This is a genomic window from Saccharococcus sp. Marseille-Q5394 (genome assembly GCF_946901335.1).
Classification (GTDB): domain Bacteria; phylum Bacillota; class Bacilli; order Bacillales_A; family Planococcaceae; genus Sporosarcina; species Sporosarcina luteola_C.
On record NZ_CAMPPQ010000001.1, the window covers coordinates 2,068,965 to 2,094,105 of the forward strand.

The window sequence follows — 25,141 nt, forward strand, 5'->3', positions numbered from 1 at the left end:
TTTATCGGTGAAGACGCAGAATGATTCCATTTCCAGAAGGATCTTCCGTCACAAATTGGCCCGCTCTTGGCTCCACACGAGCACCCAGTTCTTCAATTTTTCCGATTGCCGCAGCCAAAGTCGTTTCGTCAGGATATACAAGTGTGTAAGCTTGAAGTCCTGCGCTTTCTTCCGACGGTCGAGGCGCGCCTGCTCCATTCCACGTATTCAGTCCAAGATGATGGTGATAATTTCCCGTCGACATGAACAAGGCTTGCGGATAATGGGTGGCAACTCTGAAACCTAACGCTTCATAAAATGCTTGTGTCTCGGGAAGGCTTGCGACGTGGAGATGGACATGCCCCATGAGTGTTCCTTCGGGCAGACCATTCCATTCCTCATTCCCGCTTTCTTCAACAATTGCTCTTGCATCAAGCGGGTCCGTGCTCATCGCAACGAAATCATTTTGCCATTTCCAAGTTTCCGGTTCCCGATCACGGTAAATCTCTATTCCGTTTCCGTCAGGATCGGATAAGTATAGTGCTTCACTCACGAGATGATCTGAAGCCCCAAGGCGTACTTCGTTCTCTGAAAAATGCTTGATCGCTTTTCCGAGATCCGCTCGCGTCGGCAACAAAAGCGCGAAATGATATAGCCCTGTTCTTCTAGGCTCTTTCGGATGTATTTGCTCCGGCTGCTCCAATACGAGCAACGGATTTTTGCCATCGGCTGTTAAGATTACGTGATTATCATCCTTTTCCAACACGTCGAATCCGATAATTTCTGTATAGAAACTTGTCAATTTGTCCAGGTCAGTCACTTTTAAAACGACTTCCCCTGTGTATATATGTGGCGGGTGATGAAAATTCATTGTTTATTCCTCCCAGTAAGTTACTTACTTCATGTAACTAACTTTATATGCTATAATATAGTTTGTCAACAAATATAGATTTTATGTGAAAGGATTTTGGCATATGAATGAATTCGAGCTATGTCCACGCTTTGAAAAGACTGTCTCCATCTTGAGCCAGAGATGGACTGCGTTGATTTTATACCAACTCATGTCCGGTCCGCAGCGCTTTTGCACGATGACCGACAAATTGGGAGTGAGCGGAAAAACGTTGACGGAACGGCTAAAGGATTTGGAGCAGCGCGGGTTCGTCGTCCGCGAAGTATATCCCGAAACACCGGTGCGCATCGAGTATTCATTGACGGAGAAGGGAATGTCTTTGACGCCGATAATGAAAGAGATTGAAGAGTGGTCGAAGGAATGGGTTGAACTTGATTCCCCAACCACTACGAAATGAAGCCGATTGCACCCAAGCAACCGGCTTTTAGTCTATATTCTTATTTATGAATGACGACCGTCGTTCCTAACAGCACTTCCTTGGACAGCTCCAGGACATCTTTGTTATGCATCCGGATACAGCCGCGCGAGACGTTTTTCCCGATGGAAGAAGGATTATTTGTACCATGAATCCCGTAATGGGGTTTGGATAGCCCCATCCAATAAGCACCGAACGGACCGCCAGGATTCAGCTGTTTATTAATGATTGTAAATGTCCCGATCGGCGTAGACGACACAATCCTCCCAACGGCGATCGGATACTTTTTCAGCAATCGATCTCCATCAAATAGTTTTAACTCATGCTTTCCAACGGAGATATCAATCCAACGCACCATTGCCTTCCCACCTTCTTAAAAAAGGATTGTTTCTAATAAGATACGGTAAAGGATTTCGGCGGGCTGGGCGTGGGGGGATTTCTTTGGACGCAAAGCGGATCACTTTGGACGCATGGCGAGATTCTATGGACGCAGGGAGGCTTACATTGGACGGCAAGGGTTCTCTTTGGACGTGGGACCGCCCTTTTTGGGCGCGCCAAAAATTTAATTTAATTTAATCTAATCTAAAAACCGAGCGCAGAATAGCGATCGACATCCATTTTCATTCATTAAATTGAATATCACCTGCTTCCTTGACGCGCGCAAACCATTTCAGCACTCTATTATGATGATCAATGACCTGTCGGGCGGAAAGGCTCCCGGAATTCCATGTACTATGGGCATCCGCGACCAACGTGACATGATAGCCCATACTGAATGCCCTCCTGCACGTCGTATCTACGCAAATGTCCGTTTGAATACCTGCCAGAACAAGGTTTTCAACTTTTCGATGTTGTAGATGTTCTTCAAAATCTGTCTTGTGAAATGAATCCGGCGTGGTCTTTTGAATGATGGTGTCCTGTTCACCAGGTGCTAGTTCAGGATGTATCTCCCATCCGAAAGTTCCATTCTCCAACGGCTGCCCCATCCCTTCGTTATGTTGAATGAAAAATATTGGCGTTTCATTGGAACGGGCTTTTGCTATGAGATCTTTAATGTTTTGAATCAAGACTCCTCCTTGATAGACAGGATCCTCCTCCATGAACATTGCATTTTGAACATCAATTACGACAAGCGCCTTCTTCTTCATTGTCCCTTCCCCCTCTTAAAAGTTGAAATGTTTTACGCTCTCTCTTTCATTCTGCGGTGCTGCATTCAATCCCTTCTTGCAACCTGGAAATCCATTCATGACCGGGTACATGAGTTTCCAGCGCTTTGCAAAGCCAGTGCTGATCTTCATGGCTCAGCAAGTCCTTTACTACTTTAAAATCCGCATCGTCCTTCTCACGAAAATTCTTTGCTTTGTATAAAAGGACAATCGCCGGATTCAAATAAGGAATGCCTTCCTCGGAATTTAAAAATAATGTAGAACTTGGAAAAGTGATTGTGGGATCACGTCTAAAAACCCACTGCTCATTTTCCACTTCATTTATCAAGACTTCCAAACGTTCCTCGCTTCTCTTATGGTTGCCGTGTAATTCATGGATCGGCAGCTCAAGCATTTCCAAATCCCAATCAACGAGTTCCCCATTGACCGCTTTTTGAAAGGACCAGTCGGCTAATACATTCTTAAACCTGCGTTGATCTTCTCGAAGTACAGCGATTTCGATGTCCGAATGTTCCCGTGTTTCATTCCCGACAAAAAGATCTATTGCCCATCCACCCGCGATTCCCCAAGGACGATCATAGCCGCCCATCCATTTCGCAACTTTTCGACATGTCTCCAAGGTAATTCCCCCAATACTCGAAAAAAGGAGCGACCGCGTCACTCCCAGTTGTCTTTTCATTATTTTATCTGAACGTTGGAATCCTCACAAACTATTTTCACAACTTTCCGATGTAACTTAGATTTTCAATACCTTGTGAATCCAACGAGCCGTCCAATATGGCCTGCACATCTTTCAATGTATCCTGAAGATTCACTGATTGGCCCATTTGCCCGGTGTACTCTTCCGCCACATAGAACGGTTGAGTCAAATACGCTTCCAAAAGCTCTCCACGTTTGTAAGTTTGCACTTCGGAAGTCGGCAGCCTCTCTTCTCCGCCTACCGCAACAAGTGAACGCAATTCCCGGTAACGTCGTAATAATTTTTGTGCTCTTTGCTGAATGAAGAAATGATTCTGATCCATATGCGAGCCTTCCAGTACAGATGAAGTGGAGGCAATCGGATTGACTGCAGGATATTGGTGTCTTGCCGATAGATCGGCGTCGAACTGCCAAAGCGTTTCAAGTGGACCATATGGAAGCTCCTCATCTACCGATTCTCCCGTTAAGTCCAATAGGAAAGTCGTAACGGCTTCCATCCCGATTTGCTGTAAGCGATCTTGCAGCTCATAGATTCCACCGGCCACTACATGACTTTTGTCTGCTGCAAATGCAATTTCTTTCTCAAGGCCTAGGGCTGCCATTTTCTCATACGTTTCATCAATTGTTTTCGTTGTAATATCCACGTGTTCCAATATATCTTCCAACTCAGGGTAATCTCCCTCGGGCATTAATAGGAATGTCGTATAGCCCTCGCGCTTCAACCGATAGAATAATTCACTCATGACGACAAGTTGACCCATTTGCTTCCTAGCAACTAAACCGACTGTCCCGCCTTTTGCCAACGGTGCAAATAAATCCAATGTTTTAATCTTCGTTTCAATCATTTCGATTTTCTCCCCCCGGATTATCAATTCATCCAAACTGCACCCCGCCAGATCCGCAAGCGCTACAAGTGTCCTCACTTCCGATTTACCGACTGAAATTTTACCCGTACACAAATTCGAAACTGTCGCTGGCCGAAGACCGACCGATTTCGCCGCGCTCGTCAAATTCGGCACCCTTCTCCTTAGTAGTGAAACATTCAACCGAAGATTATCTCTTTCCATTTCCTCACCCCTTACTTTGTATAGTAATTTATTTTATGCCGTAACGCAATAACAAATTACTTCAAAGCGTAATTTATTTTTCAAAAGGAAAATTAGTTGCTTCTTTAGTACTGAACTCGTTGAAATATCCGGATAAAATTTTCGAAGTAGGGAATCTTAACAATGATCCAAAATCCAATGTGAGGAAGGTGACGTTTTTATGAATAAAATGGCGATAGCGGCATTAGGGATCGGAGCGGCTTTTCTTATGAGAAATAAAAAAGTCCGAGGAAAGCTGATGAGGCAGTTCGAATCGCTCGCAGAACCATTCACCTCAAAAAATGGATCACCTTATTCATAAGTGTCTTTCTCACGGGAGAATCGCATCCTTTATGGGTGCCGTTTTTTGTCGAGGACAATTCGCCATTCGATAATTGAGCCTTTGTACGATTAATTGAGCCCTTAATCGAATAAAGGAGCCCTTGTAGAAATAATAGAGCCCACCCGCACAAAATACGTACATCATCGTTGTTTAGACTCTACCAAATCGGGAAAGTATTTTATAAGCTAAAAACTAGGAGGTAACGATAATGAATAAAAAAATGGCATTGACCGCACTTGGTTTAGGCGCTGCATATTTGATGAGAAACAAGGACGCTAGAAATAAACTTTCGAAGCAGTTCGATTCGTTCGGCTCTACACCGATGAGAGGCGATAAAAGCTCCCGCAATTCCACTTCCTCCAGTCGGAATAAAGGCTTATTGGGCGGTCTATTCAACTGAATCCAATCAATATAAAGGAGAGGGCGCGCATTTGGAAGCGCCCTCTCCTTTTATTCTTGAACCGCAATATTGCGCCTCTCCATGTGAAGTACGATATAAATGCTCGCCTCGTACAGCAAGATCATCGGGATAAGAATGATGAGCTGGCTGACGAAATCGGGTGGAGTGATGAGCGCAGAGACAACTGCCAGTATGAGATAGGACCACTTTCTCACTTTGCGTAATGTGTGCGCTGTCAATACTCCGATTGCGGCCAGGAACATGGCGACGATTGGCAGCTCGAACAAGAGCCCGATCGGCATCGTCGTCATAAGCAGGAACTTCGCATATTCCTGTGCAGACACCATCACAGTGAAGTTCACGGCTCCTAACGATACGAGGAAGCCGTAACTCAGTGGATTGACGACGAAGTAGCCGAATGCCAATCCACCGAGAAATAAGATGAACATGACTGGCGAATACAGGCTCAGGAACTGCTTTTCCTTCAAGTGAAGCCCCGGCTTCACGAATTGCCATAAGAAGTGGCATAGGAATGGGAGCGATAATCCGAATGCTAAAGCGGTCGAGATGGACATGTAGAATACGACGACTTCCATCGGTCCGAGGACAATCAATTCATGCCCTCTCGTGGCAATTGGAAACCATAAGTTTACCGTCGCAAATACACCGACAAAAAAGGAAATGAAGACAACGGCACTTTTAATAAGCTGTTTGCGTAAATCGGTCAGGTGCTCGACAAGTGTTGGATCGTTGTCCGCCTTCCCATTGTTGCTATCCGGAGTTTCAATAAAAAGTTCCGGCTTCTGCTGCCCCGAATCCGATTCCGTTTCAACTCGCTCCTCTAACAGAGGCATCTTATCTTGTTGACTATCTTGCTCCTGCTGTACTGTCATCTTATCAAGAGGGCTTATTATTCTTCGATTATGATCTCCGTACGGATCCATTTCATCACCTGCTTACGGAATATCCGTTTTCTTCGGCGTATCCTTTACTTCTTCATCTTCAAGAATGTCGCGGGCTGATTTTTTGAATTCTGCCAATGTTTTACCGACCGCAGAGCCGACTTCCGGTAACTTTCGAGGCCCGAATAAAATAAGGACGATGACTAAGATGATGATTAATCCGGGAACGCCAATAGCTGCTAAATTCAAATGAAACTTCTCCCTTCATTCACACGAGTGAACCGCCGTTTTTGCTGTACTTTAAAATAGCTTCAGCAGTGCGATATGCCAATGCGCCAATCGTTCCGGTTGGGTTATAACCGCCATTATGAGGGAAGTTCCCCGCACCGACGACGAATAGATTCTCCGCGTCCCAATGCTGCAAATAGGTGTTGACAACACTATTGGCTGGATCCGTGCCCATAATTGTTCCACCCGTATTATGTGTTGTTTGATAAGGAACTATGTCATAGTCGGAAATAGGATTTCCAGGGACTACGGTTTTCGCACCCATTTCCTTCATAATCTCCGCAATCCGGTCAGTAAGGTACTTATGCATATTGCGGTCCTGTTCCGTGAAGTTGTACGTCAGCTGCAAAAGCGGTACGCCGTATGCATCACGATAGTCTGGGTCAAGCGACATAAAGTTTTCCTTATGCGGCATGGAAGCACCTTGACCGCCAATTGATAACATGCGAGTATAATTTTCAATCGATGCCTTTTTGAAATCTGAGCCCCACGCCGGGGTTTCTGGCGGAACCGGATTTATCTGTATCGGCCTGTATCCGGTTTGCGTAATTGAAATGCTCGCCCCGTGAATGAAATCGAGATCGGAATGATCAAAACTGTCGCCATTGAAATCATCAATTGTCATGCCTAGGGCACCTGCACCCATGAATACATTCATCTGTTCATTGAAGAATCCGGTTACGGTCGGTAAAATTTGATATCCATAATTTTTACCCAGTGTTCCTCTTCCCGTATCGGGATTATATTGCTCACCGATTTTGGAGACCATAAGTAGTTTTGCATTGTTCATTACATAACTTGTGAGGACTACCACTTCGGCAGGCTGGATGAACTCCTCGCCTGATTGCGTGTCTACATATCTAACACCCGTCACTTTGTTCCCCGACTTTAGAACCTCAACGACGTTCGCATGAAACGTAATATCGAAGTTCCCAGTTTTCATGGCTGTTGGGACAACAGTAATTTCCGGAGATGTTTTTGCCCCATATTCACAGCCGAACCGTTCGCAAAATCCGCAGTACTGGCAAGCGCCGATTGTTTGGCCATCCGGGTTTTCGTATACTTCAGACAGGTTTGCGGACGGTAACATGTATGGATGGTAGCCCAAGGAAGATGTAGCATTTTCAAACTTTTTCAGAATAGGCGTCTTTTTCATCGGCGGTGTCGGAAACTCCGAGGAGCGCTTACCCGCGAATGGGTTTGTATTTTCTCCCGATATGCCTGTCGTTTTTTCGTACTTGTCAAAATACGGCTCCAATTCGTCGTACGTAACTCCCCAATCCTGCAGTAAGTACTCTTTTGAAAGTTTGTTTTTCCCGTATTTTTTCTCGGTCATTGTCTTAATTTGAAAATCGTAAGGCAAGAAGCGGAAAGTGTGGCCATTCCAGTGTGTTCCCGCACCGCCAAGACCCTCGCCAAGGAGAAATGAACCCAACTGCCTCATTGGGAGCGCACGCATTTTACGATGGTTGCGAAACGTAATCGTCTCCTTCGACAAATCCTGCATCAGTTCATAGCGTATTGCATACCGATATTCATCATGCACCATTAGATAATCTTCAGTGCCCCGCGGTTTCCCTCTTTCCAACCCGCGTACTTTCAATCCCGCCTTTGCGCATTCGGCTGCGATAATGCCGCCCATCCAACCGACTCCTACCGTCACTACATCAACCTTATCCAATGTTTTCGCCATCAGTTAATCCCTCCGTCAATGCTGCATACTGCTAATTGATTTTGGTTCGATCTTTTGAAACTTCTCTTCTTCGATTACATTGATATATGCCATTTGATGGCCAGGGAATCCTTTCATCCGCCACCCGTCCATGTTCGTATTGCCGTTATAGATCGGATCGGCATAAGCTCCTTCCAATGTCGCTTGGCGGAGCAGCCGGAAAAAGAATTCCGACGATACACCTTTCATCTCCACTTCGTTTTTTTGGATGGAAGTAAGAATCTCATCCATTTGCCCGCCATCCAACTCGGTAAATCCTTTCTGAAATCGTTTCTGCGCCTCATCTTCCATCATTGCAATTCCCTGTCGGAAAATCTCTGCCCGAGTCAGCCTGCTTTGATATCCTTGTGTCGCTTCCCCTGCAAAAAACGGACCTTGCATATACTCGCGCGCGTTGCTACCGTAGTTTCCCGCCAACTGGTTATCTATAAAATAAGGAACACCAAGACCGATTGCACCCGGCCCGAGATCGTCCTCCGGAAAAATCCGTTCAACGGCTTGGGAAAGTATATTGAAATCAGCACGTTTCGTGAAGAACATTAAGCCTTTCACCGAGGTCGTATCATGGTTTTCCGCGTTTTGCGTGCCACCCTTCGTTTGCACTCCGTCTTTATTAACGTTATAGCCGACAAGACCCCCGATCAGCCCCCCTCCAACTAATGCTCCTGTGGCGATTCCTGTCGTTTTAAGGAAATCGCGCCTCGACACTCCTTTTTGTTCATTAGCCATTTTGTTTCCTCCTTCCTGTATGTGCCATCTAGCATGTCCGATTTTTTATAGGTTTCATACAATTCGAGCATAAATTATCCAATTGCGGTATATTGTTCTGAAATAGTGCCTTTGGAAGGAGATGTTTCAATTGAAGAAGCTTCTTTTATTCATCATGAGTCTAGCGGTATTGGCGGGTTGTTCTTTGAATGGTAAAACGGCTGCAACCTATATTCCTGCCAAACGACTGGCCACGAATCTGGAAGCCCCCTGGTCTATTGCTTCCGACGGGGAACGTTTTTTCATTTCAGAAAGGGCTGGGGCGATTGTAAGAGTCGAGAAGAACGGGAAAACGATACGGGAGGAAGTACGTCTGTCAGATCCACTTTCAAATGCTGCAGAAGCAGGATTGCTGGGGTTTGTTCTTCACGATGATTTCGTTGAATCCGGACTCGCCTATGCGTATTACACGTACAATTCGGACGGAGCTCCCGTCAATCGAATTGTGACGCTGAAGTACGCCGGAGAGGAATGGGAGGAGACGGAAATCCTTTTGGATGGAATTGAATCAGGGCCTGTCCATCACGGGGGACGGCTTGCATTATCACCGGAAGGGGTTCTTTTTGCCACGATTGGTGACGGAGCTGCTCCTGAAAATGCACAAGACCCGAATTCATTCAACGGTAAAATAGTAAAACTGCAGGATGAGGGCAGTGTCACCATTGTCAGTTTGGGGCACCGCAATCCACAAGGGCTTGCATGGAATGCGGAGGGGGAACTTTATTCTTCGGAGCATGGGCAGTCCGCAAATGACGAAATAAACAAGATTGTTCAAGGTGGAAATTATGGATGGCCCGAAATCGAAGGGATTGAGAGCAAGCAAGGCATGCTTTCGCCGCTGCTCACTTCGGGGACAAACGAGACATGGGCGCCGTCCGGAATGACGTTTCACAACGGCCTGCTATATGTTGCGGCTCTCAGAGGGGAAGCCATTTTAGTGATTGACCCGGAAACGATGGAGATTGCAGAAAAAATTGAAGGCTATGGTCGTATTCGGGATATCCATTCGGACGGGGAGTCACTTTACTTCATTTCCAATAACACAGATGGGCGGGGAAGCCCTTCAGAATCGGATGATGTTTTGTATACGTTTGCGAACATCAAAAAAATAGCAGATGAAGGAAGATTACATCTTCCTTCATCTGTCCTGATTCATTCTTCAAATCTTAAAATAGGAATGCGGTCTTCCAAGATTACAACTTCGTCCAGCGGAAGATCAATTCGAAATCCATCTTTGCCGTAAGGACTTACAGCGACTTTCTTATGGGCGAATGGATTATTCGTCACGAACGTCACCATGCCTGTCTCCTGCTCATAACTCTCCACCGCAAAACGATGACCCGACAGAATGGCATATGGGAAAACTTCATAAGCGTCTTCCAATACATCCGTGTCGACTTCCTTGAATAAATGACCATTCGTTCCCATTTCAACAAATCCTATTTCCTTGTCTTCCGGATTCCCAGACTGCAAAAAATATTTACGTCGTTGGGATACGATGGGATATTCTTTACCGTTCCAAACTGCAAAACGACCTTTTCTTATCATTCCATCTCCTCCAAGAAATGCTATATGTACACTTCTATTATATAAATCACTTAAATACCGGAACAGGTAAGTTCATCCAAATTTACGACATAATTTTCAAGGACTATCCACTCTTGCCAGTTCGGGAATCTTAAACCATTAAATTTTTACGTTTGCCTTTTTCCCTATGGGGTATTTAAAAACTACTACTCTTTGAGGAGGTTTTATCATGAGCGAAAGAGGAAACTCAGACAAGTTCAAAGGCGTCGTGAATAAAGTCAAAGGTGAAGCAAAAGACCAATTTGGTAACGCGACGGACGATCCAATGCTGCAGGCTGAAGGAAAACTGGATAAATTGAAAGGCGAAGCACAGCAGGAAATCGGCGAATTCAAGGATCGTTTCGGCAATTACAAAAATGAGCGTCGCTAAAGTAACAAAAGGTGGGCTGTCTCCTTAAAGGGAGGCAGCCTTCCCTTCATTATAAATGATCAGTATTGATTCGCGGGACCGTCCCGGCATTCTCATCCCTCGGTTGCAAGATGTTATCGCCTGACAGCATTTCACCGCTGTCTGTCATTTGTGCCCTACTATCCCTTTCCGTGTCTTCGACTTCACCGCCTCCACGCCCTTCCATTGCCAGTTCGGGTTCGACATCTTCGACAAAAATTGCAATGCCGCCGTCCTTCATTTCATCATAGATGCTTTCAGCTTCCCGCTTTGAGAAACCCATCTCTTCGAATATCATTTGTTGCTTTGTTCCATTGTCAATAAACATTCCCTTGAATCGATCAAGAAAATTCTCTTCTTCCCTTCCATCCAAAGCGACAAACGTTTGTCTTCGCAGTTGTGCGAGATCATCATCCGTATTTGCAACGGCATGGATTTGTTCTTCAGAATAACCTTGCGATGTGAGTTCGGTAATCTTGTAGAGTGCAGCATCAATTTTATTCAACGTACCGACGTATCTCTTGTCCACGTTTCACACACTCCTTTTTAATTTATTTTTAATACTTTACCCCTAGATTCGACTGAAAACACATTTTGTTTGTCTGTATTTTAATGTTTAGTACAGGCAAATCACGTGAATAGAATAAGGAAAGAAAGGAAGTGCTTTCAATGAATAAGAAAAAACCCTTCACTTCAGAAGATCGAAAAAATGCCGAAGGTCCCTTTATGGACAACCCAGAGAATTTGCCGACTGACAAGGAGAGCATCTACGACATGCACGAGGATATGCAAACCGTCGATTCGATTCCTTTGGAGGATGTAAGATTGGAAGAACATGAGGAAGACCATCACCGTGATACGAAAAGCAGTTCTTCCAGCGAGGAGAAATATAAATAATCGCAAAAAAGTAGAGGTGGAATTTCCAAGCCCTCTACTTTTTAATGCAAACATTATGTCGTTAGGTGTCGATATTCCCCGGGAAATGTCAGATAACGATTAGACTAAGGTCTTGGCAGCATTCCGTTTCGCCATGTACATACCGAAAAAGACAAGTACAATAATGAGAATACCCGTAAGTCCAACACTCATCCAATAAGCTGACTGACCATCAGATGCACCGAATGCATTCGATGCATACGTGCTCAATTTCCATGGGGACACCGTCCAGTACGTGCCGAGTATACTGTCAATGACCTGGAAAACGAGCAGGACCAGAATTGAAAGCCCCGCCGCCCCTCCCGTAGACATACAAGCGCTGAATGCAAGGACAACTGTCACAGCAAAGACCAACCATAAACTATAAGTCCCTAGAAACGCGAAGACTTCCCCTGCCGCCACTGAGTTGAATAAAATTCGGATATAATACCATGCCGCAAAAAAACCTAACCACACACTTGCCAACACAATCGCATTGACGACAATCCATTTACTGAGGAAATATTGACTAAACGACATCGGCCTCACGTATAGAAGCGTTGCCGTCCCGGTTTTTCGCTCTCCTGAAATTGATCCCATGAAAGCGAGGATTATAACGAGGATGCCGATCAACTGGTATTGGCCCATTAATGAAACAAAAATATCTTCTCCCCGGAATTCCGGCCAGACGAAATCTGTCCCTTCCGGCAGGTTACCAACGCTTTTCATAATTTCAGGGAGGAAATGGTTCGAGATCGGCTCTAGTATTCCAAAGATGACGAACACAATCGGAATCCAATACATTTTAAAATTACGGATGTTTTCCCGTAATTCCTTGTGCAATAATGCATTAAAGCTGCTCATTCCTCCACCGCCACTTTCATGAAAATTTCTTCCAAGCTAGCCGTCTGCAATTCCACTTTCCGTATATGCAGAGACTCTGTATGCAATAACGCTACCACTTCAGACGTACTTACCTCATCCTTGCCTGCATCGATGGATACTTGCTTCTTTTCCAATCTGACTGCCCAAGGGGAAATTGCGGTAAACCTTTCAGCCTCTATGTCCGACTCAAAATCGATGAGAATACGAGGGTTGGCGTATTTCTCACGGATGGAATCGAGCGATCCATTTTCAACGAGGACACCTTTCCTTAGGAATAACAGTTGGTCAGTCATTTCTTCCGCATCATTCAAAATGTGAGTCGAATATAAGATGGTCGTCTTCTGTTGAAGTTCCTTCAATAAGTTCATCACCTGGCGCCGTCCGACCGGGTCGAGCGCTGACACAGGCTCATCCAATAGCAGCAGCTCCGGTTCATGAACGATCGCCTGCGCCAATCCGAGACGTTGCTTCATCCCGCCGGAAAACGTTCCCGCCCTTTTTTTCATCGCATCCCCAAGTCCGACAAACTCAAGTGTCTTTTTCGCTTCCGCTAATGCCTTCCTTTTTTCGACACCACTTAACACTGCAGCCATCTCCGTGAATTCAAGTGCTGTCAGCCAAGGGAAGAATTTGGGATATTGAGGAAGGTAGCCGATAGATGCCCGGATATCCGGCTTTGGTTTCCCTCGGAATAAAATGGATCCATTCGTCGGCGTGACTAGACCCGCGAGCATGGATAATGTCGTTGTCTTCCCTGCTCCATTCGGACCTATCAATGCCGTTGATGTCCCTTCCGCCAATTCGAATGTAATAGAAGCCACGGCATTATGACTCCCATAGTTTTTCTCTAGATCATGCACCTGCAGCAAATTGGTCATGATTGCTTCCTCCCGAAGATGAAATACAAAATCGGTCCAACGATGTTGACGAGCAATATGATGAAAATCCACATGATGAACGGCCCGTTTGTCCGCTGATTTCTGATGACATCAATCAAAGCGACAACCGCCAGGATGAGTTGAAGTACAAGAATCGGTAAAATTAGATTCCAAGGTATGTTTGCAAGTTCAGACATGAACGTCACAACCTCTCCGTTTGTTATAGATTGAGTATAACACGCTTGTTATATGTTGTATATAACAAATTAAAGTTTTTTAAAAATAGTGCAAACTGTAATCACTGTTAATGGCGGATAGCTTATTTTGGACGCGTAAACACTTGCTATGGACGCGGGATCGCTCGGTTTGGATGTGTCACGATCTGCTTTGGACGCCAAGCCGCACTCTTTGGACGCGGGAATACCACCTTTGGACGCGGGTCCTACAGATTGACTACCCGCACTGATTTCGACCAACCGTGTTATACTATTGCGTGAACTGGAACTGGAGGTTGCAAGATGAAACTATGGATGTATCCGCTGTTCGTCATTCTTGGGGCGTGCAGCTATGGAATTCTTTCAACTATCATTAAATTGGCCATTGCGGACGGGTTTACAGCACCCCAGGCAGTAACGAGCCAATACTATACCGGTTTTCTATTAGCCGTACTCATTTATCTCTTCACTCGACGGACACTTCCGAAGTTCGGCGGCGGTTTTACGCTGGTCATCGCCGGTCTGCTAACAGCAATCACAGGAACAGTTTATGGGAAAGCTGTCAGCTTGATGCCCGCTTCCCTCGCAGTCGTCATGCTCTTTCAATTTACATGGATCGGCATGCTTTTCGATTGCATCGCCCGCCGGCGACTTCCGAAACGAATTGAAGTCATTTCACTACTGTTTTTATTCGGAGGTACGATTTTAGCTGCAGGCGTTGTCGATGCCGACTTAAGCGGCATCCCTTGGCAAGGATGGGCTTGGGGAATGGTTTCGGCAGTCAGTTTCTCGGCATTCCTCATGGTGAATCAGCGGCAAGTTGGAGGGATGGACATGATCACTAGGCTATTGTTCATGTCATTCTTCGCCGCTGTCGCCATCACCTTCTTTCAAGAGCCTCAAATCGTCTGGGACGGTACATTGCTGAACGGCTTATGGATTTATGGCCTGATTTTAGGAGTGTTCGGCATCATTTTGCCGATCCTGCTCTTCTCCATCGGCATTCCAAAAGTCGGGACAGGGATGGCGTCAATATTAAGCGCGATTGAACTGCCGGTCGCTGTTACTGTGTCGATGATATTACTGCATGAGCATATGACCGTTCTGCAGATTACGGGAATTGTGATCATCCTTATCGGGATGACATTGCCTAGTATCGCTAATCGACGGATACGATTGAAAAAGATTGAGGAGATTTCCACATCACTTGAGTAAGTGATGTGGTTTTTTTGTTTCGCTGAAAACTTTTCGGCAAACCTGAGGGTATATATAGTGAGAGCAACAAACTAGGTTGTTCTGAAAGGAGTGTGCCGCGTGCAGCAGGAAAAGTGGGTTCGGAAAATACGGGCGGGCGACCAAGCCGCATTCCGTCAATTTTATGAAGCGTATGCGGGTCCGGCAATCCGGACGGCAAGCGCAATCACCCGCAACCGAGAGATGGCGAAAGATGCGGTGCAGGAAACGTTTATCCGGGTGTATAGGCAAATCGGCAGCTATAATCCAACATTGCCATTCGATCCTTGGTTTTATCGGATATTGACGAATGAATGTCTTCGTTTACTGAAAAGGGAATCCCCTCTTTCAACTATCGAAACACAAGAAAACGACCCTTCCCTCGTAGAGGAATCGTTCGATCAATTGACGGAGCTTTACGATATTATTCAAGCATTGGACGATACTCATCGTATTCCGCTTATCTTGAAATACATCAAAGGATTTTCCGAAAAAGAGATTGCGGATATTTTAGGGATGAATCAGAACACCGTAAAGTCGCGATTATTCAAAGGAAGAAAGCGGTTGAAAGAGCAATTGGAAGCTACTCGAGAGGAGGATATGTCCTGATGAGCAAATTTGATGATCGGATAAAGAGGGAGCTTGAACAACATACCGATGTGGATGTACATGAACTGAAGGATGATATTTGGAATGAAATCAACGAGGAGCTATTTGAAGGGAGTAGGACAACAATGAAAAGAAAAAAACGATGGATACCTGCAATACTCATTGCAGCGGCAGCACTCGTCCTTGCGTTCACCTTGCAGACGGACCCTGGCCTGGCGTTGATCAAAGGCATTAAGGATATGTTCGTCCCCGAAAAGGAGATCATTCAAAGCATCGAAGGACAGGACGAGCCGACGGAAGTCCATTTGAATGAAGGAAAAGATTCCGAGTATATCATTTATGTGGATGAATCCCGTTATAAAATGATCAAAGGGGAAGATTCCGATGTCATTACGACAATCGAACCTCTTCCTGAAAAATATCCTGAAGTGAGTATGGAAATCAAACAATATCCAACCGATAAACCGGAAACGCTTGTGAAGGAGCTTGAGGAAAAGTTGAAGGTCGATTTCCCTGATCTGCGGGAAGTTGAAACGGTCTCGGAGCCGGTCGAAGGTTTCTGGCTGCATGGACTGACTGAGTCGACTTGGGATGGAAAGGTTATTGATGTGTACGTCATCAGCAACGGCAAGGATGGGAGCTTTGTCATTACCGAGAACTATTTCCTAGAAGCAGCAGAAGGCCATGGTGCAAGGTTCTATCACATGCTACAGAGCTTTGAAATTATCGAATGAACGGAGTCTAGAAGGGGGGATCCTTTTTCCCCTTCTTTTTTTTTAGGTATAAAAGTAGATTCGCCTGCTCTTATGCATATGTTATAAGAAGATAGGGTATAGATTGAGAAGTAGATAGCAAGGAGGCTCTTGGGCATGGATATTTTCATGATTATCATCGACACGCTGATCGTTTTATTATATATAACACTGATCGCATTCATTACACCTTTCACGATGAAGTATTTAAAAAGAAGGAACCAGGATATATTCATACAAATGTTGCCGATCTGTTTCATCGTTTTTGTCAGCAGCATTATCATCTCCATGGGGCTAGGCGGCTTCAAAGAGATGGTGTTCTTTCAATTAACAAGTATCGTTTCACTGGTTCTTCTAGGTTTTCTATTATTCCTGACATTGGCAATGAGAGTATTATGGAAAGATAAATATGATCGGTTAGTCGAAAGAATCCTTTCCTTTCGCACAAAAAATGTACGGAGCTTCTCACTGAAATAAGTGGGAAGCCCTTTTCTGTTTGTTGTACACTGTTTGTAAACGGATTACACAAGGAGACAGGTTTATGTTAAAGGATCGCATTTATTATCAAGACAACTATAAACAGTCATTTAGTGCACGTATTATCGGAAATGGGATGGATCCGGAGGGGCGCCCCTATGTCGTATTGAACAACACGGCGTTTTACCCGACCGGCGGCGGGCAGCCGCATGATACAGGAACTATTGAAGGAATCCGAGTGATTGATGTGGAGGAGATGGACGGTGAAATCCGTCATTTTCTTGAAGAAGAGCTTCATTCCAAAGAGGATGTGGTAGGCGAGATCGATTGGGAGCGCCGTTTCGACCATATGCAGCAGCATGCGGGGCAGCATATTTTGACGGCTGCTTTTGTCCGGCTTTTCGGATTCCAAACAGTCAGTTTTCATCTAGGCAAAGGACTCGTTTCCATTGACTTGGACGCGGAAAAAGTGACAGCAGAGCAATTAGCTGCTGCTGAAAAGCTTGCGAATGATATCATTTTGGAAAACCGTCCTATTGAAACAAAATGGGTGACGGAAGACGAGCTTTCGGAGTATTCGCTTCGTAAACAATTGGCCGTGACAGATGAGATCAGGCTCGTCATTATACCCGATTTCGACTATAACGGCTGCGGGGGCACCCATCCTTCTTCGACAGGGCAAATCGGGTTGCTGAAAATCCTCTCCACGGAAAAACAGAAGCGGAAAGTCCGTGTCCACTTTGCTTGTGGCGGTCGGGTTCTACAACAGCTGCATCGCAAGCATGAAGAGCTGTCCACAGCTTCCAAACTGCTGAGCGCACCTGAGGAAGGTGTAAGCGTTGCAATCGAGCGATTAGTAGCTTCTCATCATTCATTGGAAAAAGCATTGGAAAGTGCAAAGGAAGAGTTATTGTTCTTCGAGATGAAAAACTTATTGGATAATAAGAATGGCAACATTGTAAAAGCCTCATTTAGTAATCGGACTGTACAAGAGCTGCAACAATTGGCACGGATGATTGTAACGGAGGATGATTCGGCAATCGCCCTTCTCGTTGCCGAAAATGAAGAACGTCTTCAATTCGTTGCGGCCCGGGGCGCATCCGCCGAGACAAGCATGAAACTGGTTTCCGCTTCAGCCTTGCCTTTACTCAACGGAAAAGGTGGCGGAAATGATGCATTTGTCCAAGGTGGCGGCGAGCGGACAATGACTGCAGAAGAACTCTTGAATGTGATGGAGAATACGATTGGCAACTAATTGATATGTGGCTCCTCCCGATTATCTTACCGGGAGGAGTTTATTTTATTGTAAAGCTTGCTCTCTAACTATGTTTTCTATTTGTCAATAAGGGTATATAAAGACATTAGATACAAGGATACTTCTGATATCTTCGAAGGAGAGATTTACATGAAGAAAAGAATCGTATTCATTTCTGATCACGGCGATCCGCTTGCACCGCTTGGAGGCGAACAGGCAGGCGGACAAAATAATTACGTAAAACAGTTAGCACTTTCATTGGATAAAAAAGGCCATACAGTGGATGTCATTACCCATTGGGCTGATGCAAAAACGCCTGCTATAGAGGAATTCGGCTCCAAATGTCGAGTAATCCGTGTATCGGCAGGGGTGAAGGGCTTTGTACCGAAGAACCAGATGTACGACATGCTGTACGATTTTTATGACGAAATGCGTTCTCGAATCGACTTGTCGTCCTATGACTTGATGCATACTCATTATTGGCTTTCCGGGCTTCTTGGCGCGAAAGTGGCAGAGGAATATGGATTGCCATGGATTCACACTTCCCACTCGCTAGCAATTGCCAAAGAGCAAGCGACGGGCGTTCGGGAAGCCAAAAGAATGGACGCTGAGCAATTGATATTGCAGTTAGCTGACACTGTAGTCGCTACGACTGCAACCGAAAAGAAATTAATTCATAGCTTCGTTGCAGACCCTTCCCCCATTAAAGTCATTCCCATAGGGGTTGACAAGAACTTCAAGCCAACTATCGAAAAGGAAAAACGGCAGCCATTTTTCGCATTTGCGGGAAGGCTGGAAAAGACGAAAGGAATCTACACGCTTCTTCAAGCCTTCAGACTACTAATGGAGCGGCATGAGCTGCCGCCATCCGCAAAGCTCGTCATTGCAGGAGGAGACCCGGATAAAATTGATATGCAAAAGAAACTGCCGGCCGATCCTAAATTGAAAAAGGCGGTTAAGGGATTGGAACGGAATATCGAATTCATCGGAGCCCGTACCCAACGCCAATTGGCTGATCTATTCAACGAAGCGACCGCCGTCATTGTACCTTCTACGTACGAATCGTTCGGAATGGTCGCTGCGGAAGCGCAAGCATGCGGAAGCCCTGTCATCGCTTCGAAAGTTGGAGGTTTACAGGACGTTGTCCGCCATCGAGAGACGGGCATCCACATTGAAAAGGAAAACCATGAGCATTTGGCATTCGCCATGAAGCTACTTGCAGCAAATAATGAGTTCGCCCGTGCCCTCGGAAGGCGTGCTGCTGCCTATGCGCGGCGGGAATTCGATTGGGACACTGTCGCCAAGAAAATGGATGAATTGTATGAGGTGGTCATGTTTGAAAAACAAAAAGTATTTGCTAGCGACTGATTTGGATGGAACGTTTGTCGGTGATGTGGATGCGCTCGGGCGACTGCTTGAGTACTTTAACAGCGCGCCTCATGAGATCGCGCTCTTCTATGTGACTGGCAGGCATTTTCCCTCCGCCCAATCGCTTATCGCGGCAGAAGGGTTGCCGATGCCCGATCTGCTTATAACGGATGTGGGTACGTCTATTTATCATGCCGACGGGTTAATGGAAGTTTCGGATTGGAAAGAGCGAATGCAGAAAGATTGGCAGCCTGAGATGATTGCCGAAATTGCGGCCACTTTTCCTTCTTTGAAAAGACAGGAGCTACCCGATGATCGACGTGTTTCCTTTACTGTGTCTGATGATATCGGGGCGGTGGATGAATTCCGGGAAGCACTCGATGCCCAGGCGATTCCACATACGTTCATCTTCAGCTCAAACCGGGATATTGACGTACTTCCTTTTGGAGCAGGCAAAGGGAATGCATTGGAATATGCACTCGAACGGTATGCGATGGATGGGGTCCAGTTGCTGATCGCAGGCGATTCTGGCAATGACAGGGACATGCTTTCCCTCGGCCACCCTTCCGTCATCGTCGGCAACGCCCAGCCCGAGCTGCTGGAAATGGAGCCTTGCGAGAATCTTTTTCGAGCAAATGAAAACTGTGCGGGGGGCATTCACGAAGCGTGGCTACACTTTTATGGGGAGGGGCGGGAGTCTGTTGGATGAGTTGTCACCGAATCTCGGCGGTTTATCACCGACTTGTGGGGCGTTATCACCGAATCTAGGTGGTTTATCACCGAATCTCTATGGTTTATCACCGAATCGGGGGATTACCATCAACTTTGCGAGCTTTACCACCGATTCTCACGGAATCACGCCAACTTGAAAATTTATCACCACTTATAATGGGTTTATCACCACTCAGAGACACCTTATCACCACTCACGATGAGGTTATCACCACTCAGCATCTATTTATCACCGCTTAACCATTTAACAGCTCTCTTTATCCATAAAATGGATCACAATAACAAAATATCTCCATGCAAAAGGCTGCCTCCCAAGGGATGGCAGCCTAATTCATTCAAAATATTAATAAGCTCTCGCAAACCAAACTGTATGTTTCGAGTCTTTTCCACAATTAATGCATGTCGACTTTTCAGCCGGTGGATTGAATGGAATGTTGCGTGTAGTGAACATTGTTTCTTCCTTCACTTGCTCTTCGCACGCGTCCTCGCCGCACCAGCCGGCAAGAATCCAACCAGGGATTTCGCCTTTCTCCGCCGAATCCGCGATATGCTTCGTCAGGTCCTCCATTGTGTCGATATGCGTATGGGAATGCTCCGCCCGGAAAGCACGCGCTTTTTCAAGCAGGCGTGTCTGCATCGTTTGCAATTCCTGTTCTATGCTGTCGACGATATTTGCCAAGTCAATGGCGACTTTTTCGTCTTCGTCGCGCGCTTTCATAAGCGCTTGATTGTTCTCCAAATCACGTGGTCCTAGTTCAACACGGACTGGAACGCCTTTCAGTTCCCACTCATTGAACTTGAATCCTGGAGACTGATCGGAATCATCCAATCGCACGCGGATGCCTTTCGCTTTCAACTCAGCGAAGACTTCATCCAACTTCTCCATGATGGCTGGGTTCTTCTTCCAAGGACCGACTGGGATTAACACAACTTGTGTCGGTGCAATACGTGGAGGCAGCACAAGTCCTTGCTCATCCCCGTGAACCATGATGACCGAGCCGATCAAACGCGTCGAAGTTCCCCATGATGTCGTATGGACGAATTCATGACGGTTTTCCTTCGTCAAATATTTGATGTCGAATGCTTCCGCAAACTTCGTACCTAAATAATGGGACGTACCTGCTTGAACCGCTTTCCCGTCCTTCATCATCGCTTCGATTGAATACGTGTCGACTGCGCCTGCAAAACGTTCTGAAGGCGTTTTTTGTCCGTCATAAACTGGAATCGCCAATAGCTCTTCCACGACTTCTTTATAAATATTCAACATCTGCATTGTTTCTGCACGTGCTTCTTCTTCATCGACATGCGCCGTATGGCCTTCTTGCCATAAAAACTCAGACGTACGGATGAAAGGCAATGTTCTTTTTTCCCAACGGAAGACGTTCGCCCATTGGTTGATCAATACTGGAAGGTCACGATAACTCTTGATCCAATCGGAATACAAGTGGCCGATCATCGTCTCGGACGTCGGACGCAATGCCAAACGCTCTTCCAATTTCTCACCTGCAGCTTCCGTCACCCATGGTAATTCAGGAGAAAATCCTTCGATATGATCTTTCTCTTTTTGGAAAAACGACTCAGGAATTAGCATCGGGAAATATGCATTTCGGTGGCCGGTCTCCTTGAAACGCTTATCCATTTCAGCTTGGATATGCTCCCAAATTTCGTAGCCGTCCGGTTTGAATGCGATACATCCACGAACCGGTGTATAATCCATTAAATCCGCCTTCTGGATCGTGTCGATATACCATTTTGAAAAATCGTTCTTCTGATTACTCATCTTGATTTCCTCCCTATACATAATAAAAAGCGCAAAGCTGTCCTGACATAAGGACGTCTTTGCGCTGGATAGACGTGGTACCACCTTCATTCGGCCTAGCGATGCTAAGCCCTCGAACGTTCTGTAACGAAAACGACCCGGTCATGTTTGCATGACATCTCCGTGGTAGGGTTCAATGAAAAGCGGTGGTACGGCTCTCAGCAATTTGCCATACTTTCTGGTTCACATTTTTCATCTACTTGGCCACATCAGTGATTCCATATTGCTTATAATATAGCAAATACTTGTGATTTATACAAATGCCGTTGTGTTTTGCTTCCGCCCGACTTGGATTAATCCTGTTCTTTGCTATAGTATGATTGATACTACTAGATGGAGGAATCAAGTCATGAATAATTTACCTAATTGTCCAAAATGTAATTCCGAATACACATATGAAGACGGAAACCTGTTTGTTTGCCCTGAATGTGCACACGAGTGGACATTGGAATCCCAGGAGACCGAAGAAGAAGCTGCGGTCGTCCGTGATGCGAATGGAAATGAATTGAACGACGGTGATACAGTAACTGTCATCAAAGATTTAAAGGTAAAAGGAAGCTCGAACGTCGTCAAAATGGGAACGACGGTGAAAAACATCAAGTTGGTTGAAGGCGATCATGATATTGATTGCAAAATCGCCGGTTTCGGTGCAATGCAGTTGAAATCAGAGTTTGTGAAGAAGATTTAAGCAGATTCTCACTGAGTCGAAGGTCCCGAAATGACGATAACTTCCGGAAAGTGACCGATAACTCTCTTGAATTGAACGATAACTCACGGAAATTGGTCGATATTCGTTGTGAATTGAACGATAACTCACGGAAATTGATCGATATCCGTTGTGAAATGAACGATAACCTCACAAGATTGATCGATAACTACTCATATCATCTTTTTGCCTGCCACTTTGCGTCAACTATAAGGGGCTGTTCCAGAATAATTTCCGGAACAGCCCCCTTTTCCCGTTTACAACTTAAATTGAAGAACATTCCGATTGAGTTCTTCAGCGTATTTCGATAGCTGTTCTGAGCTCATTGCCACTTCTTCCATCGAGCTATTTGTCTGTTGCGCTGAAGCAGATGTCTGTTCAATGCCTGCAGACGTTTCTTGCGTAATGGCTGCAATCTCCTCTACTGAGCCGCGCATTTCCTGACTGCGGGAAACCATCTCCGATAAGTTGCTTGAAATGGTTGTAATATGGGCGGCCACTTCTGTTACAGCATCATTAATATCGTTGAACGTTTGACTCGTCTGCGTAATTTGTTCTGTACCTTTTTCCACTTCCCCATATCCTTCAATGAGGGATGCTGCCACCGAACTGGATTCGGATTGTATGTCACCCACAATTTTCGTAATGTCCGTCACGGAAAGGGAAACCTGTTCCGCCAAGTTTCTCACTTCTTCGGCTACGACTGCGAACCCTTTGCCGTGCTCGCCTGCCCTTGCCGCTTCGATAGCTGCATTTAAAGCTAATAAATTCGTTTGGTCCGCAATATCTTTAATGACGACAACCAATTTCGAGATTTCCTGTGATTGGGCATCCAAACCTTGTATTTTATCGACCGAGAATTGCACAATGCTATCAATTCTACCCATTTGCTCATTGGAAAGATCCATTAAACGGCGACCTTCCGAAGTCATGTTCAAGACTTTTGTAGACGCAACTTGAATATGTCCGCCTTTTTCATCTGCCTCTTCTACTTGATGAACGAACGAGTCCATCAAGTCAGATAAATGACCTGCTTGTGTCGCTTGAGATTCTGCACCTTCCGCCAAATCATACATCGTCATAGCTACCTGGTCGGTCGCGGATTTCACTTCTGTCGCGGATTGCGTCAGCTCTTCACTTTGGGCTGATACAGAGCTTGAAATATCATTGATCGTATTCAACAAATTGCGGGTGTTATGGCTCATCTCATTTGCCGCATGGACAAGCTGGCCAATCTCATCCTTGGCAGTTGTGATCATATTTTCACCGCTTAAATCGCCTTTAGCCATCTCAGTCATACGATTCATTATCATCTTAATCGGTTTTGTAATTTGTTCTGCTGTTAAGAGTGCAGCAGCTATACTTAATAGGATGACTAAAACCGTCACAATGCTCACAATCTTAAGCGTCAGATTCCCGTCTTCGATAATTTTCGCTTCTGCAGCATTAATATTTTTTTCATAATCTGCCGCCAATTTCTCATATCCTGCCATAATTTCACGAACCATCGGAGTCGACTGATCTAAGTTTCTCAGCGCTAACTCCTTGTTACCTTTATCATACTCACCAAACACTTCTTCACTGATTATCGTTCGCCATGCTATCGTTTTCTCGATGAGACGATCAAACTCTTCCGTTTCATTTATATCCCGAATGATTGCTTCACTTTGCTTTCCAAGCTCAGTATACTCATTGAATCTGTCCTTGAAATCTCCTCCGTATAGGACATATCCCCGGGCTGTCGAAATACGGTTGGCCATTGTCAACGCCATCTTATCATGGGCAATCAATAGCGGAAGCTCTCTCTCCACTATATTCCTTGCCTCTTCATTACTCTTCATTACTACGTAAATATTATAAACGCCATACAAAAGCACTAATAAAATTACCAATGAAAAAGAAAACAACAATTTACTTTTTATACTTTTAAACATACTCTACATCTCCTATTATTTTTGTATTCGAGTCCACACACGATTACTAATATCGGTCGGATTTACTATAAGTAAAGTAATTAATTATTCACGTGATAGTGTTTTTTCTCTCTACTCTTCCTTATTGCAATACCCATAAGTTGCAGTTAAAGGCAGCCTCCTCTATAATTATTAAACAAATTCGAGTGGATTGGATGCATTCGATAAATGAAAAGAGGCGATTTGAACGATGTTAAAGACAACTGTGTTCGAACAACTAAAGCAGGCAATGAGAGACAAGGATGTCCTTTCCAAAGGCGTGTTGACAATTTTGAAGTCCGGACTTGACCTTGCTGAAAAAGAAAAGGGTTCCGCTTTGACAGAGGAAGAGGAAGTCGCAATCGTCAACCGCGAAATCAAACAGACGAATCAAGCGTTGGAAGGTGCCGAAAAAGCGCAGCGTGAAGATTTAATTGAACAGGAAAAGGCGAAATTAGTTTTGCTTAAATCATTCTTGCCGAAGCAATTAAGCGAGGATGAAGTGAAGGCATTGCTGACAGAAGCGGGAGTCGTCCAAGGTATGAACATGGGGGATGCAATGAAAATTGCTAAGCCGCTCCTAGCCGGCAAAACAGACGGCGCTACGATGTCAAAGGCTGTGAAGAGTCTCATTCAGTAACATAGGTAAAAGCCCATCCGGATGGATGGGCTTTTGTATTTGTA

At 45.3% G+C, this 25,141-nt stretch carries 31 protein-coding genes; 15 read left to right on the forward strand and 16 right to left on the reverse strand.

Features of this window, described 5'->3' with window-relative positions:
* Position 1: 1 nt before the first annotated feature.
* Complete coding sequence (locus OC538_RS09965; RefSeq protein ID WP_251693034.1) at positions 2 to 850, reverse strand: VOC family protein; 849 nt, start codon at positions 848 to 850, stop codon at positions 2 to 4.
* Positions 851 to 953: 103 nt separating this feature from the next.
* Here OC538_RS09965 and OC538_RS09970 point away from each other — a divergent pair, with 103 nt between their 5' ends.
* Positions 954 to 1,286 carry a winged helix-turn-helix transcriptional regulator gene (locus OC538_RS09970; protein WP_251693032.1) on the forward strand — a complete coding sequence of 111 codons (333 nt, stop codon included), beginning with the start codon at positions 954 to 956 and terminating at the stop codon, positions 1,284 to 1,286.
* Positions 1,287 to 1,326: 40 nt separating this feature from the next.
* Here OC538_RS09970 and OC538_RS09975 read toward each other — a convergent pair whose 3' ends face one another.
* The 4 genes from OC538_RS09975 to OC538_RS09990 all read right to left on the reverse strand — a co-directional run bounded on the left by OC538_RS09975 (position 1,327) and on the right by OC538_RS09990 (position 4,236).
* Positions 1,327 to 1,662, reverse strand: a complete 336-nt coding sequence (locus tag OC538_RS09975) for a L,D-transpeptidase (RefSeq protein ID WP_251693030.1) — start codon at positions 1,660 to 1,662, stop codon at positions 1,327 to 1,329.
* A gap of 262 nt (positions 1,663 to 1,924) precedes the next feature.
* A complete protein-coding gene (locus OC538_RS09980) occupies positions 1,925 to 2,452 on the reverse strand; it encodes a cysteine hydrolase family protein (protein WP_251693029.1) in 528 nt (175 codons plus the stop codon).
* Between the two features lie 46 nt (positions 2,453 to 2,498).
* Positions 2,499 to 3,089 carry a nucleotidyltransferase domain-containing protein gene (locus OC538_RS09985; RefSeq protein WP_251693027.1) on the reverse strand — a complete coding sequence of 197 codons (591 nt, stop codon included), beginning with the start codon at positions 3,087 to 3,089 and terminating at the stop codon, positions 2,499 to 2,501.
* Between the two features lie 97 nt (positions 3,090 to 3,186).
* Positions 3,187 to 4,236 (reverse strand): hypothetical protein, encoded by a 1,050-nt coding sequence (locus OC538_RS09990; protein WP_262174912.1) that lies wholly within the window; start codon positions 4,234 to 4,236, stop codon positions 3,187 to 3,189.
* 199 nt (positions 4,237 to 4,435) lie between these two features.
* Between OC538_RS09990 and OC538_RS09995 the strand changes: the two genes are divergently transcribed.
* Positions 4,436 to 4,576: a hypothetical protein gene (locus OC538_RS09995; protein WP_251693024.1), complete on the forward strand. Its 141-nt coding sequence runs from the start codon at positions 4,436 to 4,438 to the stop codon at positions 4,574 to 4,576.
* Between the two features lie 229 nt (positions 4,577 to 4,805).
* Positions 4,806 to 4,997, forward strand: a complete 192-nt coding sequence (locus OC538_RS10000) for a hypothetical protein (RefSeq protein ID WP_251693022.1) — start codon at positions 4,806 to 4,808, stop codon at positions 4,995 to 4,997.
* Between the two features lie 50 nt (positions 4,998 to 5,047).
* Here OC538_RS10000 and tatC read toward each other — a convergent pair whose 3' ends face one another.
* Genes tatC through OC538_RS10020 form a run of 4 tightly spaced genes read right to left on the reverse strand, consistent with a single transcriptional unit; the run spans position 5,048 to position 8,648 of the window.
* Positions 5,048 to 5,941 (reverse strand): twin-arginine translocase subunit TatC, encoded by an 894-nt coding sequence (tatC, locus tag OC538_RS10005; protein ID WP_251693020.1) that lies wholly within the window; start codon positions 5,939 to 5,941, stop codon positions 5,048 to 5,050.
* 12 nt (positions 5,942 to 5,953) lie between these two features.
* Complete coding sequence (gene tatA, locus OC538_RS10010; RefSeq protein ID WP_251693018.1) at positions 5,954 to 6,148, reverse strand: twin-arginine translocase TatA/TatE family subunit; 195 nt, start codon at positions 6,146 to 6,148, stop codon at positions 5,954 to 5,956.
* Between the two features lie 19 nt (positions 6,149 to 6,167).
* Entirely contained in the window at positions 6,168 to 7,880 is a 1,713-nt protein-coding gene (locus tag OC538_RS10015) for a GMC family oxidoreductase (RefSeq protein ID WP_251693016.1), read from the reverse strand.
* Between the two features lie 15 nt (positions 7,881 to 7,895).
* Complete coding sequence (locus OC538_RS10020; protein WP_251693014.1) at positions 7,896 to 8,648, reverse strand: gluconate 2-dehydrogenase subunit 3 family protein; 753 nt, start codon at positions 8,646 to 8,648, stop codon at positions 7,896 to 7,898.
* 130 nt (positions 8,649 to 8,778) lie between these two features.
* On the opposite strand from OC538_RS10020, the gene OC538_RS10025 reads away from it, so the two are divergent.
* Positions 8,779 to 9,930 carry a PQQ-dependent sugar dehydrogenase gene (locus OC538_RS10025; RefSeq protein WP_251693012.1) on the forward strand — a complete coding sequence of 384 codons (1,152 nt, stop codon included), beginning with the start codon at positions 8,779 to 8,781 and terminating at the stop codon, positions 9,928 to 9,930.
* Here OC538_RS10025 and OC538_RS10030 read toward each other — a convergent pair.
* Positions 9,840 to 10,235, reverse strand: a complete 396-nt coding sequence (locus tag OC538_RS10030) for a hypothetical protein (protein ID WP_251693010.1) — start codon at positions 10,233 to 10,235, stop codon at positions 9,840 to 9,842. The two genes, OC538_RS10025 and OC538_RS10030, sit on opposite strands and share 91 nt — an antisense overlap.
* A gap of 208 nt (positions 10,236 to 10,443) precedes the next feature.
* On the opposite strand from OC538_RS10030, the gene OC538_RS10035 reads away from it, so the two are divergent.
* Complete coding sequence (locus OC538_RS10035; RefSeq protein WP_251693008.1) at positions 10,444 to 10,644, forward strand: CsbD family protein; 201 nt, start codon at positions 10,444 to 10,446, stop codon at positions 10,642 to 10,644.
* A 49-nt stretch (positions 10,645 to 10,693) separates the two neighbouring features.
* Here OC538_RS10035 and OC538_RS10040 read toward each other — a convergent pair whose 3' ends face one another.
* On the reverse strand, positions 10,694 to 11,191 hold the full coding sequence (locus tag OC538_RS10040; RefSeq protein WP_251693006.1) for a general stress protein: 498 nt from the start codon (positions 11,189 to 11,191) through the stop codon (positions 10,694 to 10,696).
* A 140-nt stretch (positions 11,192 to 11,331) separates the two neighbouring features.
* Between OC538_RS10040 and OC538_RS10045 the strand changes: the two genes are divergently transcribed.
* Positions 11,332 to 11,559 (forward strand): hypothetical protein, encoded by a 228-nt coding sequence (locus OC538_RS10045; protein WP_251693004.1) that lies wholly within the window; start codon positions 11,332 to 11,334, stop codon positions 11,557 to 11,559.
* A gap of 99 nt (positions 11,560 to 11,658) precedes the next feature.
* Here the strand turns inward: OC538_RS10045 and OC538_RS10050 are convergent, their stop codons facing one another.
* The 3 genes from OC538_RS10050 to OC538_RS10060 are packed head-to-tail and all read right to left on the reverse strand — an operon-like array spanning position 11,659 to position 13,537.
* Positions 11,659 to 12,441 carry an ABC transporter permease gene (locus OC538_RS10050; RefSeq protein ID WP_251693002.1) on the reverse strand — a complete coding sequence of 261 codons (783 nt, stop codon included), beginning with the start codon at positions 12,439 to 12,441 and terminating at the stop codon, positions 11,659 to 11,661.
* Positions 12,438 to 13,340: an ABC transporter ATP-binding protein gene (locus OC538_RS10055; RefSeq protein ID WP_251693000.1), complete on the reverse strand. Its 903-nt coding sequence runs from the start codon at positions 13,338 to 13,340 to the stop codon at positions 12,438 to 12,440. The genes OC538_RS10050 and OC538_RS10055 overlap by 4 nt, the downstream gene beginning before the upstream one ends.
* Positions 13,337 to 13,537, reverse strand: coding sequence for a PLDc N-terminal domain-containing protein (locus OC538_RS10060; protein WP_251692998.1), 201 nt, complete (start codon positions 13,535 to 13,537; stop codon positions 13,337 to 13,339). Before OC538_RS10060 ends, OC538_RS10055 begins: the two co-directional genes overlap by 4 nt.
* 321 nt (positions 13,538 to 13,858) lie before the next feature.
* Here OC538_RS10060 and OC538_RS10065 point away from each other — a divergent pair, with 321 nt between their 5' ends.
* The 7 genes from OC538_RS10065 (at position 13,859) to OC538_RS10095 (ending at position 19,958) form a co-directional block, all read left to right on the forward strand.
* Positions 13,859 to 14,770, forward strand: coding sequence for an EamA family transporter (locus OC538_RS10065; protein ID WP_251692996.1), 912 nt, complete (start codon positions 13,859 to 13,861; stop codon positions 14,768 to 14,770).
* A gap of 99 nt (positions 14,771 to 14,869) precedes the next feature.
* Positions 14,870 to 15,397: an RNA polymerase sigma factor gene (locus OC538_RS10070; protein WP_251692994.1), complete on the forward strand. Its 528-nt coding sequence runs from the start codon at positions 14,870 to 14,872 to the stop codon at positions 15,395 to 15,397.
* A complete protein-coding gene (locus OC538_RS10075; RefSeq protein WP_251692992.1) occupies positions 15,397 to 16,131 on the forward strand; it encodes a hypothetical protein in 735 nt (244 codons plus the stop codon). Before OC538_RS10070 ends, OC538_RS10075 begins: the two co-directional genes overlap by 1 nt.
* Positions 16,132 to 16,266: 135 nt before the next feature.
* Positions 16,267 to 16,626 carry a hypothetical protein gene (locus tag OC538_RS10080; protein WP_251692990.1) on the forward strand — a complete coding sequence of 120 codons (360 nt, stop codon included), beginning with the start codon at positions 16,267 to 16,269 and terminating at the stop codon, positions 16,624 to 16,626.
* A gap of 64 nt (positions 16,627 to 16,690) precedes the next feature.
* A complete protein-coding gene (locus tag OC538_RS10085) occupies positions 16,691 to 17,881 on the forward strand; it encodes an alanyl-tRNA editing protein (protein ID WP_251692988.1) in 1,191 nt (396 codons plus the stop codon).
* Between the two features lie 150 nt (positions 17,882 to 18,031).
* A complete protein-coding gene (locus tag OC538_RS10090; RefSeq protein ID WP_251692986.1) occupies positions 18,032 to 19,249 on the forward strand; it encodes a glycosyltransferase in 1,218 nt (405 codons plus the stop codon).
* Positions 19,218 to 19,958 carry an HAD-IIB family hydrolase gene (locus tag OC538_RS10095; protein ID WP_251692984.1) on the forward strand — a complete coding sequence of 247 codons (741 nt, stop codon included), beginning with the start codon at positions 19,218 to 19,220 and terminating at the stop codon, positions 19,956 to 19,958. Before OC538_RS10090 ends, OC538_RS10095 begins: the two co-directional genes overlap by 32 nt.
* Positions 19,959 to 20,323: 365 nt before the next feature.
* Here OC538_RS10095 and proS read toward each other — a convergent pair whose 3' ends face one another.
* Positions 20,324 to 21,760, reverse strand: a complete 1,437-nt coding sequence (proS, locus tag OC538_RS10100; RefSeq protein WP_251692982.1) for a proline--tRNA ligase — start codon at positions 21,758 to 21,760, stop codon at positions 20,324 to 20,326.
* A 388-nt stretch (positions 21,761 to 22,148) separates the two neighbouring features.
* On the opposite strand from proS, the gene OC538_RS10105 reads away from it, so the two are divergent.
* Positions 22,149 to 22,487: a zinc ribbon domain-containing protein YjdM gene (locus OC538_RS10105; protein WP_251692981.1), complete on the forward strand. Its 339-nt coding sequence runs from the start codon at positions 22,149 to 22,151 to the stop codon at positions 22,485 to 22,487.
* Between the two features lie 275 nt (positions 22,488 to 22,762).
* Here OC538_RS10105 and OC538_RS10110 read toward each other — a convergent pair whose 3' ends face one another.
* Entirely contained in the window at positions 22,763 to 24,439 is a 1,677-nt protein-coding gene (locus OC538_RS10110; RefSeq protein ID WP_251692979.1) for a methyl-accepting chemotaxis protein, read from the reverse strand.
* Between the two features lie 229 nt (positions 24,440 to 24,668).
* Here OC538_RS10110 and OC538_RS10115 point away from each other — a divergent pair, with 229 nt between their 5' ends.
* On the forward strand, positions 24,669 to 25,097 hold the full coding sequence (locus OC538_RS10115) for a GatB/YqeY domain-containing protein (RefSeq protein ID WP_251692978.1): 429 nt from the start codon (positions 24,669 to 24,671) through the stop codon (positions 25,095 to 25,097).
* Positions 25,098 to 25,141: the final 44 nt, after the last annotated feature.